Origin of the sequence: Synechococcus sp. M16CYN, assembly GCF_040371545.1 — a bacterium.
GTDB lineage: Bacteria > Cyanobacteriota > Cyanobacteriia > PCC-6307 > Cyanobiaceae > Parasynechococcus.
In genome coordinates this window covers 497,372-514,650 of the sequence record NZ_AP029048.1, presented here as the reverse complement: position 1 = coordinate 514,650, position 17,279 = coordinate 497,372, and the positions used below count along the sequence as shown (strand labels likewise).

16 protein-coding genes, 1 tRNA gene and 1 pseudogene are annotated in these 17,279 nt (G+C 49.7%); 8 read left to right on the top strand and 10 right to left on the bottom strand.

The window, feature by feature from the left end; genetic code table 11:
* The first annotated feature begins 137 nt into the window (after positions 1-137).
* The 3 genes and pseudogenes from ntcA to ABWV55_RS02405 all read left to right on the top strand — a co-directional run bounded on the left by ntcA (position 138) and on the right by ABWV55_RS02405 (position 2,487).
* Positions 138-854 carry a global nitrogen regulator NtcA gene (gene ntcA, locus ABWV55_RS02415; protein WP_353292136.1) on the top strand — a complete coding sequence of 239 codons (717 nt, stop codon included), beginning with the start codon at positions 138-140 and terminating at the stop codon, positions 852-854.
* A gap of 30 nt (positions 855-884) precedes the next feature.
* Positions 885-2,044: pseudogene (locus ABWV55_RS02410) on the top strand (DUF3084 domain-containing protein).
* The gene (locus tag ABWV55_RS02405) at positions 2,041-2,487 is read left to right on the top strand and encodes a resolvase (RefSeq protein WP_353292135.1); all 447 of its coding nucleotides are present in this window, start codon (positions 2,041-2,043) and stop codon (positions 2,485-2,487) included. Before ABWV55_RS02410 ends, ABWV55_RS02405 begins: the two are co-directional and overlap by 4 nt.
* 235 nt (positions 2,488-2,722) lie before the next feature.
* On the opposite strand, the gene pth is transcribed toward ABWV55_RS02405, so the two are convergent.
* The 3 genes from pth to psbH are packed head-to-tail and all read right to left on the bottom strand — an operon-like array spanning position 2,723 to position 3,789.
* Positions 2,723-3,340: an aminoacyl-tRNA hydrolase gene (gene pth, locus ABWV55_RS02400; protein WP_353292134.1), complete on the bottom strand. Its 618-nt coding sequence runs from the start codon at positions 3,338-3,340 to the stop codon at positions 2,723-2,725.
* Between the two features lie 5 nt (positions 3,341-3,345).
* Positions 3,346-3,579, bottom strand: coding sequence for a TatA/E family twin arginine-targeting protein translocase (locus tag ABWV55_RS02395; protein WP_353292133.1), 234 nt, complete (start codon positions 3,577-3,579; stop codon positions 3,346-3,348).
* A gap of 9 nt (positions 3,580-3,588) precedes the next feature.
* Positions 3,589-3,789, bottom strand: a complete 201-nt coding sequence (gene psbH / locus ABWV55_RS02390; RefSeq protein WP_007099746.1) for a photosystem II reaction center protein PsbH — start codon at positions 3,787-3,789, stop codon at positions 3,589-3,591.
* Positions 3,790-3,880: 91 nt separating this feature from the next.
* On the opposite strand from psbH, the gene psbN reads away from it, so the two are divergent.
* Complete coding sequence (gene psbN / locus ABWV55_RS02385) at positions 3,881-4,021, top strand: photosystem II reaction center protein PsbN (RefSeq protein ID WP_353292132.1); 141 nt, start codon at positions 3,881-3,883, stop codon at positions 4,019-4,021.
* Here psbN and ABWV55_RS02380 read toward each other — a convergent pair.
* Positions 4,009-6,951 (bottom strand): glycoside hydrolase family 38 C-terminal domain-containing protein, encoded by a 2,943-nt coding sequence (locus ABWV55_RS02380; RefSeq protein WP_353292131.1) that lies wholly within the window; start codon positions 6,949-6,951, stop codon positions 4,009-4,011. The two genes, psbN and ABWV55_RS02380, sit on opposite strands and share 13 nt — an antisense overlap.
* A 72-nt stretch (positions 6,952-7,023) precedes the next feature.
* Here ABWV55_RS02380 and ABWV55_RS02375 point away from each other — a divergent pair, with 72 nt between their 5' ends.
* Together ABWV55_RS02375 and ABWV55_RS02370 are read left to right on the top strand one after the other, a co-directional pair.
* Positions 7,024-7,143 (top strand): photosystem II reaction center protein I, encoded by a 120-nt coding sequence (locus tag ABWV55_RS02375; RefSeq protein WP_006042333.1) that lies wholly within the window; start codon positions 7,024-7,026, stop codon positions 7,141-7,143.
* A 75-nt stretch (positions 7,144-7,218) separates the two neighbouring features.
* Positions 7,219-10,110, top strand: coding sequence for a DUF3769 domain-containing protein (locus tag ABWV55_RS02370; protein WP_353292130.1), 2,892 nt, complete (start codon positions 7,219-7,221; stop codon positions 10,108-10,110).
* A gap of 371 nt (positions 10,111-10,481) precedes the next feature.
* Here ABWV55_RS02370 and leuD read toward each other — a convergent pair whose 3' ends face one another.
* The 6 genes from leuD to ABWV55_RS02340 all read right to left on the bottom strand — a co-directional run bounded on the left by leuD (position 10,482) and on the right by ABWV55_RS02340 (position 16,542).
* Positions 10,482-11,096, bottom strand: a complete 615-nt coding sequence (gene leuD, locus ABWV55_RS02365; protein WP_353292129.1) for a 3-isopropylmalate dehydratase small subunit — start codon at positions 11,094-11,096, stop codon at positions 10,482-10,484.
* A complete protein-coding gene (leuC, locus tag ABWV55_RS02360; protein WP_353292128.1) occupies positions 11,096-12,514 on the bottom strand; it encodes a 3-isopropylmalate dehydratase large subunit in 1,419 nt (472 codons plus the stop codon). Before leuC ends, leuD begins: the two co-directional genes overlap by 1 nt.
* A 63-nt stretch (positions 12,515-12,577) precedes the next feature.
* A complete protein-coding gene (locus tag ABWV55_RS02355; protein WP_353292127.1) occupies positions 12,578-13,837 on the bottom strand; it encodes a competence/damage-inducible protein A in 1,260 nt (419 codons plus the stop codon).
* Positions 13,838-13,860: 23 nt separating this feature from the next.
* Positions 13,861-14,973 (bottom strand): MraY family glycosyltransferase, encoded by a 1,113-nt coding sequence (locus ABWV55_RS02350; protein ID WP_353292126.1) that lies wholly within the window; start codon positions 14,971-14,973, stop codon positions 13,861-13,863.
* Positions 14,974-15,076: 103 nt separating this feature from the next.
* Entirely contained in the window at positions 15,077-16,366 is a 1,290-nt protein-coding gene (gene glyA, locus ABWV55_RS02345) for a serine hydroxymethyltransferase (RefSeq protein WP_353292125.1), read from the bottom strand.
* Between the two features lie 102 nt (positions 16,367-16,468).
* Positions 16,469-16,542 (bottom strand) — tRNA-Arg (locus ABWV55_RS02340).
* A gap of 88 nt (positions 16,543-16,630) precedes the next feature.
* Between ABWV55_RS02340 and ABWV55_RS02335 the strand changes: the two genes are divergently transcribed.
* Both ABWV55_RS02335 and ABWV55_RS02330 read left to right on the top strand, forming a co-directional pair.
* Positions 16,631-16,879: a hypothetical protein gene (locus ABWV55_RS02335; RefSeq protein ID WP_353292518.1), complete on the top strand. Its 249-nt coding sequence runs from the start codon at positions 16,631-16,633 to the stop codon at positions 16,877-16,879.
* Between the two features lie 32 nt (positions 16,880-16,911).
* Complete coding sequence (locus ABWV55_RS02330) at positions 16,912-17,199, top strand: DUF3181 family protein (protein ID WP_353292124.1); 288 nt, start codon at positions 16,912-16,914, stop codon at positions 17,197-17,199.
* The last annotated feature ends 80 nt before the right edge of the window (positions 17,200-17,279 follow it).

Sequence of the window (17,279 nt, the reverse complement as noted above, 5' to 3'; positions counted from 1 at the left end):
TGTGCGGCCGAGATTAGGATAAGCAACGGGGATATAGATGCAAGTACTGAAAATCTGAGTAGGAGGCCAATGCGTGATAATGGTTGTAGAGCTCCCCGAGTCAGACTCGTAACTTTTCCGTTAATAGCGGTAAACCGATGAGCACCAGCACTGGTTTCACTCACTACGTACCGCTCGGCAATGCGATTACGCCTGCTCAGCAGCCGGGATTTACTTCTTTGCTAGATATCATTCGCGATCTTGACGGTGCCAACACCGAGCTGGTGGAACGCAACAAAACAATCTTCTTCCCGGGGGACCCCGCAGAACGCGTCTACCTCATTCGGCGCGGCGCTGTGCGTTTATCAAGAGTTTATGAATCCGGCGAAGAAATCACCGTCGCACTGCTAAGAGAAAACAGCCTATTTGGTGTGCTGTCGTTGTTGACGGGTCAACGCTCTGATCGTTTCTACCACGCAGTAGCATTCACTCGTGTTGAGATGGTGACAGCACCGGCAGCATCGGTTCGAACAGCGATTGAAGCAGACACCTCTGTGGGGCTCCGCCTCCTACAGGGTCTGTCTAGTCGAATTCTGCAGACTGAAACAATGATTGAAACTCTTACTCATCGAGACATGTCCTCCCGTCTTGTGAGTTTTCTTCTTGTGCTCTGTAGAGACTTTGGGGTACCTGACTCTTTAGGAATTACGATTGATCTGCGCCTTTCCCATCAGGCAATAGCTGAAGCAATTGGCTCAACACGCGTCACAATTACGCGTCTGCTAGGAGATCTGCGGCAATCGGGTCTCGTGCAAATTGACCGTAAAAAGATTACGGTCCTCGACCCGACTGCCTTGGCTAAGCGATTCAGCTGATTGCATTCCTAGTGGAGGCCTTAGTGGTCCATGAGTGGGTGGCTACTGATCCTCTCTTTGCTGGTGCTTGGAGCAGCCTTATCGACTCTCGGCGACCGCTTAGGCAGCCGCGTAGGGAAAGCCCGCCTTCGCTTATTTAACATGCGTCCACGCCGCACGGCCGTGGTCATTACTATATTAACTGGTAGCCTGATTAGCGCTATTTCGTTTGGCTTGATGCTGCTAGTCAGCCGGCGACTACGAGTTGGTCTCTTTGAGTTGGACACGCTACAGGCGCGATTAAAAGAGAGCCGTGAGCGGTTAGACGCCGCTAAGCGCGAGCGCGTAGAAGCGCGATCTGCTACAGCCCGCGCTGAGGATAGGCTTGGGGTAGCACGGCGACGTGCCGATACTCTCCGGCAAGAGCTGACACTTTTGCAAAAGCAACGTCAAGACCTCGAAACAGATAAAGATCGACTCAGTCGTGATATCGCAGACCGCGACGTTGACATCCAACGAAAAGAAGCTGAACTCGGCAGGGTGCGCAATCAAATCAAGCTCGGAAAGAAGGAATTAAATGATCTTGAGCGCAATCTTGTCGCCTTACGCCGTGGTGCCGTGGTGCCGTGGTGCTCAGCAGTGGTCAAGTCTTGGCCACTGCCACGATCCGGACAGAGTCAGTTGATCAGAGCAAAAAGATGGTGGATCATCTGCTTCGAGCGGCCAATTTCAATGCTTACAGTAAAGTTTTACCTGGAGAACTTCCTGATCAGCAAATTGTTCGCGTCCCTCAGAGCGATATAAAGCGTTTGCGAGAAATTATTAGTGAACCAGGCATATGGGTGATATCGATGCGATCGGCAGCCAACGTTTTACGGGGAGAATCTGTGGTCTACGCTTTCCCAGAAGTCTATCCAAATCGTTTAGTGGCCCTCTCAGGAGATATCCTAGCTTCCGTAAGATTTACTCCTACTGAACGCAACAACGCAACCATCCGTACTCGTCTAAACTTGCTACTTACATCGGCCTACGCAGAAGCAAAACGACGCGGATCCCTAGCCGCAAGTCTGCGGTTCGATGGTGGTGCATTGGCTTATCTCGGACAAACACTAATGGACCAGCCCGAGAGGGAAGTCACCTTGCAGGCGATATCCGCGCGTGACAGCAACAGCGCTGACCCAATCTTCGTGGTCGTGAAGTCGATCCTTTGAACCTGCTGATAGCGCTAGATCCAGGACGAAGCAAGTGCGGCTTAATTCTGGTTGATTATAGACAAAGCCGCGTTTTAGCTGGTCATGTTGTGTTACCTACCGCCGTTCTCAAGCTTGTGAATAAATGGGCGCGGCATCAACTTCTTGATCGCATTATCATTGGAAATGGCACAGGTGGTACTCAATGGATTCGCGCTTTTACTGGTCTTGCTAAAATCCACCGGGTTAATGAGTATGGCACTACCCTGCGGGCGCGTCGTCGGTATTGGGAGTTGTGGCCACCAAAAGGTTGGCAACGCTTACTGCCTACAGGGTTGAGATTGCCCCCTAAGGAATTAGATGCCATAGCTGCACTGGTAATGCTGGAGGACCACCTTGGATATCGTTGCGCTTGGCCAGGACCACCTCCTGATTTTTCGCTTAAAACTTGGCCCGAACTGTGAAATCACTATTAACACTAAACCCTTATCAAGGGTTTATATAAATGAAATAAACAAGGAAACACAGCAGGGAACTTTGAACCAATGCTCTTCCCAGTAAAAGTTTTGCTGTCAATTTCTTCGCAGTCAAAAGGTCAAAGAAACTCCCCTTTTTATAGGAACTTCTTCTGGCACTCGCTGATTTTAAAAATACTGTCCTGATAAGCGAAGATTTACATTTTGGCAGGGAATATCGCAATCACATCTCAGGAGCGGGTGAATAACGGAATCCATTGATCCATGTTCTAGCTTGCTCAATGCCCTGCTCCTTAAGGCGGTCCAGGCCATCTAGAGCGACATCGAGAACGGCGTTGACACAGGACTGTTCAGATCGACTGAAGGGACTGAGTACATGGGATACCGTGAGTGCTCGCCGTTCGGCTGGATTCTCAGCCGGCGCGCCAATCCCAATGCGGAGCCTGGGGAACACCGAAGTACCTAGATATTGAATTGTGCTTTGGAGACCGTTGTGCCCACCTGCACCGCCTTGACCTCTTAGTCGCAATCGCCCAAGTGGAAGATCCATATCATCGACCAGCACCAGAATTTGTTCTGGTTGAAAGCCGTACCAATCTAATGCAGCCCGAATCGAGCGACCACTATCGTTCATAAAGGTCTGAGGCATGAGCAAGCGCAGCCGCCGATCACCCAGACCTGTATCAGCTTCCAAGCCATGTAGTTTATCTCGTCGCCGAAAATCGAAGCCTTCGCGTCGTGCTAACCGCTCGAGAACCATAAAGCCAATGTTGTGACGAGTACCGCTGTACCCCGGCCCAGGATTACCCAAACCGACAACAAGACGAAGATGCTGGACCACCAACCTCAAGCTCTTGGGGGAAGCTCTTTTTTAGACTGATGATCAGTAGAAACAACTGTTTCAGATTCAGCCATAGCCTTGTTAATTTCTCGTTCAAATTCCTTGGAGGCAAACTGGAATCCTTTCAAGGTCTTGCCCAATGTTCGACCGAGTTCAGGTAAACGCTTCGGACCAAAGACCAATAACGCAACAGCAGCGATGACCACCATTTCGGGAAGCCCGACGCCAAACACATTCATAACCCGCCCCTAACCAAGGCCATTCCAGTTGACATTGATGCCCTCGAGGATCAAGGATTTGTTATACAGCTGAAGAATTACCAGGAGAAAAACCAAAAATAGGGCCATAAAAATCCCCATAACTGGGGTTGTTCCCCAACCCGGAACTACCTTACCATATTCAGAGTTTAAGGGGCGGAGAAGGTCCCCAAGACGGGTGCGCTGAGCCATAGTGACGCTTGGGCTTTTACTTAGTGAAAGATAATGTGAGCACTGTAGGGGTCCGCTACGATTCGGGGCTGGATCTTATCAAGATGTCGTGATGGAAACGTCGTCCTCAGCCCTGTCTATTGCACTCGGCATGCTCGCTGTCGTGCTTGGTCTCACGGGATTTGGCGTCTACCAGGCCTTCGGCCCACCTTCAAAAGAGTTGGATGATCCTTTTGACGATCACGACGATTGACGCAGTCTTAGCTCAACAAGCTTCCCCGGGCCAATCATCACCTGTTTTGAGGACATGTCTTCTCCATAGCGGTGGATTGTCCAGTTGTGACCAGGGCGCCATTGACAGCGAGATGGTCCGGCGTTGAATAGGCGCAGACAAACGACCATGTCAGAGTCACTCTGAAGGGAGACGGGGTTTAGTGATGGAGGCAGCGGGGGGAACCAAGTCTTGGCAATGCCTTGTAATGGTCGGCACCAGCCTGGTTCCCGAAAAGCAATGGCGGCTTGTCCCACGCCAGCAGCGTTCCAGGATCCTGCAATCGGCATCAACGCCAACCGATGTTTATGCTGACCGCGATCTGCACCGGGATCTGGCCACGTTGGCCCACGTAATAGTGATACACCTAAGCGATCTGGCTCCCAATCCACACCCTGTGGTCCATCCAGCAACACCGCAAGGCCACCCCCAGGCGCAGCGGCTTGGGAAGCCATCCATGAAATAACAGGCAGCTCCCATCGCGTCGCTTCTCTTTTTGTTTTGGGCATCGCCGGACGCTCGATTACACCGCCACTAGTATCAGCCGCCACGCGTACTGCGGGTTGCGCTAAAGGAAGTTCCAACCGCAGCACTTCATGACATTGATACCAATCAATGTTAAGAATCAGCTCCAGCCAAGGTTGGTCCGCTTGCAAACGTAAATCCAACCGTAGACGACTAGATCCAAACTGCCGCTTGAGTACCACATGAGCCACTAGTGGACCTCGCTCAATCCACTGCAACGGACCAATCGCTTCAACTCCTAGAGGATGCTCCCGATAGTCCGCTGCAAGATCCCAAGCATCCCAGAACTCACCACGATCGCGATAGCGCTCCAAATGAAGTGGAGTAGCCAATTGCTCTCGTCCGTCTCGATCTCGAATCTGAAGTAGACCCTCTGCTGAGCAATCCAATTCAATCAAACCATTACCTATTCGCCAAACACCTAGACTTGGCTCCTGGACTATCACAGGGCCCCTTGGCCTAGGGGTCTCTTTAGGCTCTAATGGCTGACGCTCCAACGACACAGAGCTGATTCCCTGTTGAGGCGGCAACTGCACCCAGGTGCCGCCAACCGAGGAGGCTTGCTGAGGCAGTTGTTCTCCTGCAACATTCCAACCGCCGACTGGTAACCGAAGTATTGGAGACCAATGCGCCAACGGTTGCAGCGCACACCATACCCAATGGTGATCCATTGTAGAATCACAATGTGCGTTCAAAAGTGTGGCTAGCCCGCGATCGCGTCGTTGACGTGCTTGACGCCGGGCATCTCGCCAAATTGGATCAGCCTGATCAAAGACCTCTGGGATCGATGTACCAGGAAGAATATCGTGAAATTGATGAAACAGCAGAGTCCGCCAATCGCTGTTGGCAATCAATTGACCTTTGAGGGCAAGGAGGGCGGACGCACTATCAGCTTCACGCAAAAGCCTCTCCAATATCCGATTATGACGTTTTTGATCTGGACGACTGGTTGCACAACCTCGATGTCGCTCAAGATAAAGCTCATCACACCAGATCGGCAGGCGCTCTACAACAGGATCAAGTTCTGTAAGGAAGTCTCGAACCGTGCCGTCGTGCATTGATACAGCCGAGGGTTGCGAATCCCAGAGTTGTATTTGCTCTAGCATCTCTTCTGTGGGTCCACCACCATGATTTCCCACGCCAGGAATCCAAAGAGCAGAATCATGCCCCGTTTGCATTCGCCAACTACACTGCTCTTGAAGCATGTCCATCGGATCACCTCGGCGCCCGATTGGTGGAAGCATTAAGCTGTTTACTACCAAGCCTCCACGACTACGCCAGCGAAATAACCTATGAGGGAAAGTATTCACAGCATTCCAAGCTAATTTATGGGTGCAGAACCAACGCACGCCTGTTGAAGAGGCCACAGCCGGCAGACCAGCGCCGAACCCAAAGCTGTCAGGCAACCAAGCGAGGTTGTGTTTCCAATTGGGAAACGTCTTTTGACTGTATTGCTGACCAATCGAAAACTGCTGCCACAGCGACGCTGTACTGATCAGCACACAGTCGGTTTCCACCCATGGGCCATTGACCGGTTCCCATCGCCTAGCTTGACTTGCGGCTTGAATCTCACTAAATAGGACAGGGCGATGACGCTCCATCCAAGCGTAAAGCGCTGGGGTGGATTGGGAAAAACGAAGCTCAGGCCAGTGCTTCATCAAGTCCAACACAGAACGAAAAGTTTGCTCTGCGGCTTGCCAAGTATCAGCCACTGGCCATAACCAAGCTAGATCAAGATGAGCGTGGGCTATCCAAAAAATCTCTCCTTGCGTTGGCGCGGCAGCACGGAGCTGCTTGACCACGGCATACAAAGCATCTGGTCCATCGGGTTCTAGCTCATACCAATTGGCAGGGAGAGAACCACCCGCAGTCAAATGCAACATTAGTGCTTCTGGTACCAGACTGAAATCTGAATCTGCTACTGGATCGTCGGGCTCCAAATCTAATTGGGTACTGATCAAAGCGCCGTCATCATGCAGAGGGCTGCACAACTCAAGTTGAAGTCGCAGGATGGCTCCTAGTTGACAGTGTTTCGGCACTCGCCAACGACAGGTCGTATCAAATAAATCACCCTCGTGAATGAGAACACCATCCACCCAAAATCGCATTTGCTCTGCCCACCAACTCATTGCTAAACGGGCATGGCTGGCTTGCATTTGACGCCAGGAATCTGGCCAAATTAACCGTTGCTCAAGTCGCACCCACTGACGGCCACGTGGCCAAACCAATAAACCCCGAGAAGTCCAGTCTAGACGGTATTTTCCTCCCCACGGCTCCTCTAAAAAAGGTCTTGATCCTGCGGCACCAGAACGGCGCCATTGAGATTGCAAATCCCGACGCGTACGACTGCGAAACGTTTCAATCCACTCCGATCGTTCACCTTGCATGGGGTGATCCTATTTGTGAGCCTGTCACTTCCCATAAGATGATGCTGATGTCACAGACGCCGGTCGGTCTCCATGCTTGCCCTTAAAATCTCCGTTTACTCGGTCGTCTTCTTTTTTCTAGGTATCTTCGTGTTCGGCTTCTTGGCGAGCGACCCAAGCCGCACGCCAAGTCGTAAGGACCTGGAAGATTAAATAAACCCGATCAGATCACACCAAGCATCGATTTGATTGCTCACCTTCTTTGCCTTTGAGCTGTTAAACTCACTGGTGGCGGGGAGAAGTTCATTGACGGCTCTCCGCCTCGCTACTACTGTCACAAAATTTTTGGCAGTAGGCACTTGTTTGGTTAATTGGTCAAGCTCTGCTGCAGCTGGTGATTTTCTGCGCTCTAATGCAACTGTTACTAATCAGCTCAACCTCAAAGCCGACCGTCAATCTTATGACAGCAGACTAAATATCACGATTGCGGAAGGTAACGCTAGTATGCAATTGGGTAATGAGGCAGAGCTTCAAGCTGATCGCATCGAGTTTAACAGTAAATTTCGAACACTCTTTGCGCACGGCTCAGTTCGGCTACGGCGTAGAAATCAATATTTTCAAGCCTCAAGTTTGCGATACAATCTCCTTCAAGGCGAGGGAGAACTCGACGACGTCTACGGGGTTATTAAGTTCGAGGCTCCTAGCGACAGAGCGAAAAACACAGTTGAAAACCCAGTCACCAACCAAGTTTCACCTCGCCTCGTGGCACGGTATAACAAAGCCGTGCAACGCAATACCGCTCAAGAGAGCCCAACATCATTAGCTTGTCCGCCGTTATTGCCCTCCGTACAGGACTGGTACACGCAGCCATGGGCACTTACCGCCTGGGGTGGTCAATTGGTTGATGCTTTCCTTGGCGACACCGTTTTATTCAGTGAAAATATACGTCCGGGAATATTTATCGGTGTTGGAGTACAGAAACGCATTTTCCGAACTGGCCCGTTTGCTCTAAAGATCGGAGCTGATTTTTTTAGACATATCGCCAAACAGCAAACCGGCGGGGAAGGCAACCAAAACTACCCCTATGGAGATCTTTCGGTTCAAAGCTTTAGAGAAGGCGTGCTCAGCATTGGGGCTCACTTATGGGTGCAGCCCTGGCTGAGCCTTGGCCTAATCGGGGAGGCTGGTTACGGCGTCAATCAAAGCTTATACGGATACACCCACCGAGACAATTATTCGCATTTATTCAACCGCCTAGGCTTTGAGCTGGAAGCAACGGTTTCATCAGATATTTCCTTGGTTGGTCGAATTAAGCATCAAGCGAGGGTTTTCGGCACTGACAAAGATGTCACTACGGGAGGCAACGCCTACTTGCTTGGATTGCGCTACCGCTGGGGACAAGATTTCCCAACCACCAATTTTGCAGAAATGCCACCTCCAGAAGGCTGCCCAGATCCCGACAGAGCTGAGCGTGCTTATCCAAGTTCGCTGTTAGAGCGCTTGGAATCGATCACACTGGGGGATAGGGACAATCTTCAGGGGCATGTGCCAAAACCAAAGGACCCTAAATCCTTGGCAATCTTACCCTCTGAACAACAAGCACAACGCACCGCAGCCATCAAAAAGATTGATCAACGAGTTTCCAATGTTGAGCTAACCGGCAATTTTTTTATAGAACGCCGTGGTGGTATCCCCATCGGCCATCGTAACTCATCTATTGGAGAAGAAAGTCATATTGGCGTAGTCAAATTACCTCATTCGGGAAACTTAAACAGAATAATTACCCGATGGCGGTTTCAAGCTAACCGAGTCCGAGTTACTGCTAAGGGTTGGCAAGCGGATCGAATGAGTTTCAGTAATGATCCATTCACTCCCGCGCAATTCCGAATTGATGCCGAAGGTGTTGTCACACGAGAACGGCCTAATGGTGATCTGCTGATTTCTACACAAAGAAATCGGTTGATCATCGATGAACGATTTCCGATTCCGGTGATACGCAGTCAGCTTATTCAGAAAGAGAAAGAGGTTGAGAACCGCTGGGTAGTTGGCATTGATGATAATGACCGTGACGGTCTGTTTGTAGGACGAACACTCCAAACCCTCATGATCGGCGACAACACCGAATTGTCCCTGCAACCTCAGTTGCTTCTGCAACGTGCAGTTAATAGCAACGGGAAAAATATATACAACGTTTTTGGCCTTGAAGCCAAACTAAAAAGTTTGATCGGTGACTATCGCCTTAATGCCGAGGTCGACATCAGTAGTCTTAACGGCAACTTTTTGCTTGATGGAAGTCGATACTGGGCCGATTTCGCCCGCAAAATCAATCTGGGTTTATTTGGCGAAATTAAAGCTAACCTTTTCAGCGCCTACCGCTACCGGACCTGGAATGGCTCGCTAGGTGAAACAGATATCCAAGCTGCTTATGGCTTGTACGGAGAAAAGAGCGGTGAATGGTCGCAAGATGGTATTGTTGACATCAGACACCGCTATTTAGTTCGAGGTGCCGTCGGTGACTACTACGCAGCAGCAGCAGACGGCTACAATGAAGACCGTATGTTGCGAAGTGGACGGGCCAGTTTATTCGCTTCACTGAGCAGCAACTTCCATTTATGGCAGGGAAAGGCAGCAAAATTAACACCGATGGAAGCTTATCGCTATTCGCCAGTGGCCATCATTCCAGGTTTGAGTTTTACTACCAACATCAACGGGGCCGTGATGATCTACCGCAGAGATGCTCATCAGAAAAACCTTGGCCTCAGCGGAGGACCTAGCGTCACCATTGGTACATTTAGCAAGCCATTTCTGGATTTTACCCGAATCTCTGCCATCGGGGGTATAACTCTTAGCAACGGTGTAAGTCCTTTTCAGTTTGATCGCATCATTGACTTTAGAACCCTCGGATTTGGGATCACTCAGCAAATCGTCGGCCCATTAATACTCAGCACATGGATAAATGTAAATATTGACCCAGGCTCTCAGTATTACGGTAAAATTATCGATTCTGATCTTGAATTGCGGTGGCAACGGCGTAGTTATGATATTGGTGCCTACTTTAATCCTTATGAAGGAACCAGTGGAGTAAGATTTCGATTAAATGACTTCAACTTCAAAGGAACTGGCGTGCCTTTCATACCTTACTATCCAACCGACCAACTAGATCGTGGTAACGGTAATTGAGCATTCTAGTCAATTCTGATTAGTTAGTAATTTAGATTAGCGCCGGTTAGATTTATTTCAACGAAATAGGTGAATTTAGTATAGATGTTACACACAAAACATTGATGATCAATGCATAACGCAAATTTCCATAGCACACATCAGTGCAAGTTGTATATAAAATAGCTCTCTTCCGATCACTGCAATGAAGATCGCAGCATAAGCAAGCAACTGCGATCAGAAAATTCGCAAAGTTAGATTATAAAACAGTCGCGTCGCAAAGAATGCTGTCAAAAACTCAAGAGGCGGACTACGCACAACAAATCTAAACTAAAATTGCCATAATCCTTTCCCAAAGGTCTCAATTGTGATTTATAGATTACTTACTATCATCAAATGTTCTTAAAATTATTGAGATAAGAAATTTGACTCATCAGCATCTTTACCTTAGAACTGTTTTTTAGCAACTGTGACGTAGCGTCCCACTGCCCATTAAATAGCATTTCCCTTACTCCCGGCTTGATATTAACACTCCAGCGATTTTGATTGGAAGCGAATGTCATATTTTTAAGATCCAGGATCCAATGACGCGATGCATCCGAATTTACAACGGCTTGAATTGCCTTAATTTGGTCTGGTGGCGCTGATGCACAGGGCAAACCGAGGGCAAGACAATTTCCGAAAAAAATTTCTGCAAAACTAGCACCAATTAATGCACGGATACCCCAACGCATCAAGGCCTGGGGAGCATGTTCCCGACTAGAACCGCAGCCAAAATTACTGTTCACGATCAAGATTGAAGCACCTTGAAAACGATTTTCATCAAAGGGATGCTTACCTTTCAATTCTAGGCGGTCATCGGCAAAAACCTGATCTCCAAGAACATCAAAACTGATGCATTTCAGGAAACGAGCCGGGATAATTCGGTCGGTGTCAATATTCTCTCCTTGAATCATGAGAGCAGTACCAGCAACTTGATGAATTGGGCCATTGGGGAATTTAGACATCAGGATGTTGGATAAAAAGCAAGGGTGCGAACATCGGTGACCTGACCATGTAGGGCCGCCGCTGCCACCATTGCCGGACTCATTAACAAAGTCCGTCCACCAGTAGACCCCTGCCGTCCCTTGAAATTACGATTACTCGAACTAGCGCTGATTTGACGACCCTCAAGTCTATCTGGATTCATTGCTAGACACATAGAACATCCTGGTTTCCGCCATTCGAAACCAGCTGCACTGAACACTTGGTCCAGTCCTTCCGCCTCAGCAGCGCGAGCTACCTGTTCCGAACCTGGCACAACAAATGCCTTAACTCTTTCCACCACGTGATGGCCTCGAACCACGGCAGCCGCCATACGTAGATCGCTGAGACGACCGTTTGTGCAACTTCCGATGAAACACACATCTACAGGCACACCAGCAATAGGAGTACCAGGCTGTAAATTCATATAGCGATAAGCTTCCTCTGCAATTGAACGCTCATCAGGGTCGAGCGCGCTGAGACTCGGGATGCACTCATTAATAGCTACCCCCTGTCCAGGTGTAATGCCCCAAGTCACCGTTGGAGCGATGACCGCTGCATCGAATATAATTTCATCGTCCACAACAGCCGAGGGCTTGGTGGCGAGAGATCGCCACCAAGCCACAGCAGAATCCCAAGCTGCACCAGAGGGCGCATAAGGACGTCCCTCCAAATATTTGAAGGTGGTTTGATCAGGATTGACGTACCCGCAACGCGCACCACCCTCAATAGTCATATTGCAAAGAGTCATTCTCTCTTCCATTGACATAGCCTCTATCGCAGAGCCTGCAAACTCGTAGGCGTAACCGACGCCACTCTTCACGCCTAACATGCGGATCACGTGCAAGATCAGATCCTTGGCAAAAACCCCCGCTGACAAGAGTCCGTTGACCTGAATGCGTCGAACTTTGAGCTTGTTTATAGCCAAGCTTTGGCTTACTAAAACATCGCGTACCTGACTTGTGCCAATGCCAAAAGCGATCGCACCGAAAGCCCCATGGGTTGAGGTGTGTGAATCACCACAAGCAACGGTCATCCCGGGTTGAGTTAAACCAAGTTCGGGTGCAATCACATGCACAATACCCTGTTGCCCGCTGCCGATACCGTTGAAAGCAATGCCGTTCTCGGCACAGTTCCGCTCCAAAGTGCTGAGCATTGCCTCAGCTAGAGGATCTGCAAACGGTCGAGCCTGAGATGTTGTTGGCACGATGTGGTCTACGGTAGCCACCGTCCTTTCTGGATAGGCAACTGTTAGCCCCTTATCGCGTAGGCTCGAAAATGCTTGTGGGCTTGTCACTTCGTGGATTAAATGGAGACCCACGAGCAGTTGCGTTGACCCTCCGGGCAGATCAGCCACCCGATGCAGGTCCCACACCTTGTCGTAGAGGGTGCCAGAACTCAATCCTTTGACTGCAGGGAATGATGACCTTACGACTGAGCGAGAAGGTGCAAGGGAATGATGACCTTACGACTGAGCGAGAAGGTGCAAACGAAGACGGTCCAGTGCATGAATCACACTTAGCTGTTGCACCGCTGATCGACTTTGACTAGAGCCAAAGTGTTGCACCCAAGCTTCACAGCCTTGCGGACCCGCTAGCGCTAAATACACCATGCCAACTGGCTTCTCTACGGTTCCACCCTCTGGCCCGGCGACACCACTAATAGCGATGCCCCAGTCGGATCGAAACTGAGAACGAAGACCTGCTACCATCTGGGTCACTACGGGCTCAGATACGGCGCCGTGTTCATCAAATAAGATTGAAGGGACTCCTAGAAGCTTCTGCTTTACTGTGTTGCTGTAAGCGATTACTCCACCATTAAATGAAATTGAAGATTCGGGCACCGCTGTGAGAGCAGCGCCGAGAGCGCCGCCTGTACATGACTCGGCGACGGCTAGGGTTTGCCCAGCTTCCTTGAGTAGCCCTAGCACTACAGAAGCCAAGGTATCTTCATCACTTCCATAGCAGAATCGACCAGTGCGTTGGCGCAACTCAGTCTCCATAGGTAACAATAAGGCTTCAGCATGAATTGTTGAGATCCCGGAAGCCGTTAGCCTTAGCGTTACATCACCAAGCGAGGCATAAGGAGCCACGGTAGGATTTGTCGATACCAACAGATCTCTTATCCGTTCCACCAAATCAGACTCGCCAATCCCGCTAAATCGAAGTTTCCGACTTATAAAAACAGATGAGGCACCGCCATTGCGACGCAACCAAGGTTCTGCTGTCTCTATCCACATTGCTCGCATCTCCGATGGAACCCCGGGAAAAGTGAGAATCGTAAAATCTGATACGGGGGACCAAATCATCCCTGGAGCAGAACCTAAAGGATTAGGAAGAACTTCTGCACCCGCAGGCAGCAGCACCTGCGAGCCATCGCTCAGGGCGGAAATATGTTTTTCTTCGGACGGCTTGGCTTGAATCTCATGCCAAAGCTCTGAACGTTCTTCAAGGGACGTGTCAAATGCTGTGGCCAAAGCGGCAGTGGTTAGGTCATCGGGTGTTGGCCCTAAGCCTCCGGTTGTAATCAAAATCCGACAACGTTTAGTTGCCTCTAGTACTGCGGCGACAATCCTATCTGTATTGTCACCTACCACGCTCTGACGAAAATGCGACAGCCCTAAACCGGCTAGCCTCTGAGCAATCCAACGTGCATTGCTGTTGAGGATGTCACCAAGCAGCAGCTCAGTGCCAACACAAAGAATCTCAACACCATTCTCAGCCATGGTGATTACTGTGGGAACTTACATCAATGGCGGACATGGTTGGAGAAGTCTCGGGGAAAAGCTTTCTCAGTCTGCAATTGATGACGGCTGGTCACAACCGTGGCCACAAGAATCGCTGTAGCGAGAGCTAACCAGAGAAAGCGCATCTCGGCATTCGCAACCACCAAAGCTATAGAAGCCAACCACTGTGTGAACACGTAAATCAGTAAGACGGTGCGCCGATGACTGAAGCCCGCACGCAGTAAACGGTGGTGCAGGTGACGACGGTCAGGATAAAACGGAGATCTTCCTTCCCGCAAACGACCCATGATCACAGCCGACATATCCGCCAAAGGCAACGAAAGAATCAGCAAAGGCAATAACAAACTCACTGTGGAGAGCTTCCTGGCTGGTCCCATTAGGCTGACTGAAGCTACGGTAAAGCCAAGGAAATAAGAACCACCATCACCCATGAAAATCCGAGCAGGATTGAAGTTATGGCGAAGAAAACCCAAACAGCAGCCAGCCAGAGCAGCAGCCAAAAAACCTGCCGCAACTTGATGCAGAGAAAAGCTGACAGACACCAGTCCAATCGCAGCGATACCGGTCACGCCGGCTGCAAGGCCATCTAATCCGTCGAGCCAATTTATTGCATTTGTGATTCCCACCAACCAGGCTACAGTGGTCAACAAGCTAAGGCCATCCGAAAGGTTGATTACAGACCCAGTGGATGTTGGCCACGGCAGGTCAATCGCCCCGATCCGGACACCTTGGCCCCAGATTACTGTGGCTACAAAAATTTGACCGGCCAAGCGCGGCCATGGCGACAAGATGAACAAGTCGTCTGCCAAACCGATTAGAAAGAAACACAGGGAACCTGCAAGAGTGCTCCAAATCAGCCGATTTTGCTCGAGAGCCAAAAGGCTACAACCTCCAAACAGCGGGATTCCACTAAGAGAAAGAACAAATCCACAAACCATGGCGATGCCGCCAACGCGCACTATTGGCTTGCTGTGCTGCTTACGCGCATCCGGTCGATCGATAAAACCGAAGCGAAGACCCAGACACCGCACAAAAGGAACCAATCCGATCGTGAATGCAGCCGCCACAAGGAAAATGACCGTGGCAACCGCAATCGGGCTGGCTGCGAGGTTCACTGGGGCACCTGAGATGGGACGGCTTTGCTAATTAATTGCTAATTAAAAGGAGAAACTAACCATAAAGAAGCTGAGTGCGAAGCAGCATCACAGGTTGGTTGAGTTACACCAGTGCAGGTTGCTTGTTATTGACATACAGAGGAAAGCGCTGGCATAGAGCGGCAACACGCTCAAGACAGTGGACGCGAACCGTCTCATCGTCTGGATAATGTAGGCGTTCGGCAATGACATCAGCTACTTCCTGGAAGGCATCAACATCAAAACCTCGCGTCGTCAGCGCTGCCGTACCAAGACGGAGTCCGCTTGTTACAAAAGGAGACTCTGGGTCGAACGGCACCGTATTCTTGTTGGCAGTGATGTGAACACCACCCATCAAAAGATCGGCTGTTTTTCCAGTCATTCTGATGGATCGGAGGTCCAGCAGCACTAGATGATTGTCAGTGCCGCCGCTCACTACATCAATACCTCTTAAGATTAACCGTTTTGCCAAGGCCTGAGCGTTTGCTACTACCTGCTTGCCATAGATTTTAAACGACGGCTGCAATGCTTCTTTAAAAGCAACCGCCTTGGCTGCGATCACGTGCTCCAGTGGACCACCTTGCGTTCCGGGGAATACGGCCTTGTCAAGCTGCTTTGCAAGCTTTGTGTTGTTACAGAGAATTAGACCCCCGCGAGGACCACGCAGAGTTTTGTGAGTCGTAGTTGTAACTACATCGCAACAAGAAATGGGGTTAGGATGTACTCCTGCTGCCACTAGCCCAGCTATATGAGCTATGTCAGCGAGAAGATAGGAACCAACTTCATCAGCGATAGAACGAAAGCCCGCAAAATCGATTTTGCGGGGATAAGCAGAGTAACCACAAATGATCAACTTCGGTCTGTGCCTGATAGCGAGCCGCCGAATCACTTCCATGTTGAGACACTTTGTCTCTGGATCCACGCCGTACTGAACAACGTTGAACCAACTACCGCTGACATTCACTGGTGACCCATGGGTAAGGTGTCCACCATGGGACAAATCGAGGCCCATGACCGTATCTCCGGGCTTTAATAAGGCCAAAAACACAGCAAAGTTAGCTTGTGCGCCGCTATGAGGTTGAACGTTAGCCCAAGCCGCGTCAAACAACATTTTGGCTCGATTGATTGCTAATGCTTCAATTGCATCAATGTGTTCACATCCACCGTAGTAACGCTTAGTTGGCAGTCCCTCGGCATATTTATTGGTGAGTACAGAACCCTGGGCTTCCATTACTGCTTGTGAAGTGAAGTTCTCACTAGCAATTAGTTCTAAATGGTTTTCTTGACGATGACGTTCTTGATTAATTAAGTTTGAAATCTCAGAATCAGCCATGGTTAGACTCATATTGATGGTTAATTCGGAGATCTGGCTCATGGCTTTTTAGAATGATCGCAGCTGGATCGTAAAGAACAACCTTTAAGTCAGGTTGTTTAGAAACCGAAAAAACCACCAAGAAGGTGGTTTTTCGGTTTCTAACGCGCCTGGAGAGATTCGAACTCCCGACCCTCTGATCCGTAGTCAGATGCTCTAATCCGCTGAGCTACAAGCGCTGGAATAAACCCATAAAACCTTATCAAAGTCCCCATCGTCAACCAAGACGTAACCAAGCCAAAATCACAGTAGAAAAGTTTCAACATGATGCCAATCCGTTGGTATGGCCCTGCTAATCCTCAAGACCCCATATATCGACACTTCGAAAGAATTGTTAACTTTTGTTTACATGCTGGAATTTTTGCCGCAACCAACAGCGGTATATGGTTTTTGCAGGAAATGAAGCACCCATTTCCCGAACCGTCTCTTGCTTGGATCACTGGAATATGGGCAAGTATTCTCACCATCCACTTGATTAACGTGATTGCCCAGCGTCAACCAAGCAGACCCAATTAAAATGATCCTAAAAGGATGCTTCAATTGGCGCCATGTCTCTTTTAGCTTCCGACCTGCAGGATCTTCAGGCTGCAGTCGCTGATCGCCTCTACCTCCAGGTCAGCGGATGGCATTTATATCTGGGGGATGCTGGACTCGCAGCAGCACTTGCTATAGAGTGCAGTGCCTTTATTAATCAAGGGGCCGCTGTAGCTGCACGTCAAGCCACAGAAACTGTAAAGGTACCTATAGGCGGGGGCACGAGTCGACTACCGTTGGCATGTTTGTTACCTCCATCTCAGCTGCGTGACCTTGAAGAAATATTAGAGACATACTGCTGATCGATTACAGAGCTAATTTCGACTGATCGGAAGAGGGAACGAGCATGACGTTTGATCCATCCATCTACGACACAGGATTT

What these genes read in the sequence shown, in the direction of transcription:
- ntcA (WP_353292136.1), top strand. Translation starts at nt 138, where the DNA reads ATGAGCACCAGCACTGGTTTCACTCACTACGTACCGCTCGGCAATGCG.
- ABWV55_RS02395 (WP_353292133.1), bottom strand. Translation starts at nt 3,579, where the DNA reads ATGAATGTGTTTGGCGTCGGGCTTCCCGAAATGGTGGTCATCGCTGCT.
- psbH (WP_007099746.1), bottom strand. Translation starts at nt 3,789, where the DNA reads ATGGCTCAGCGCACCCGTCTTGGGGACCTTCTCCGCCCCTTAAACTCT.
- psbN (WP_353292132.1), top strand. Translation starts at nt 3,881, where the DNA reads ATGGAAACGTCGTCCTCAGCCCTGTCTATTGCACTCGGCATGCTCGCT.
- ABWV55_RS02380 (WP_353292131.1), bottom strand. Translation starts at nt 6,951, where the DNA reads ATGCAAGGTGAACGATCGGAGTGGATTGAAACGTTTCGCAGTCGTACG.
- ABWV55_RS02375 (WP_006042333.1), top strand. Translation starts at nt 7,024, where the DNA reads ATGCTTGCCCTTAAAATCTCCGTTTACTCGGTCGTCTTCTTTTTTCTA.
- leuD (WP_353292129.1), bottom strand. Translation starts at nt 11,096, where the DNA reads ATGTCTAAATTCCCCAATGGCCCAATTCATCAAGTTGCTGGTACTGCT.
- ABWV55_RS02355 (WP_353292127.1), bottom strand. Translation starts at nt 13,837, where the DNA reads ATGGCTGAGAATGGTGTTGAGATTCTTTGTGTTGGCACTGAGCTGCTG.
- glyA (WP_353292125.1), bottom strand. Translation starts at nt 16,366, where the DNA reads ATGAGCCAGATCTCCGAATTAACCATCAATATGAGTCTAACCATGGCT.
- ABWV55_RS02335 (WP_353292518.1), top strand. Translation starts at nt 16,631, where the DNA reads ATGCCAATCCGTTGGTATGGCCCTGCTAATCCTCAAGACCCCATATAT.
- ABWV55_RS02330 (WP_353292124.1), top strand. Translation starts at nt 16,912, where the DNA reads ATGTCTCTTTTAGCTTCCGACCTGCAGGATCTTCAGGCTGCAGTCGCT.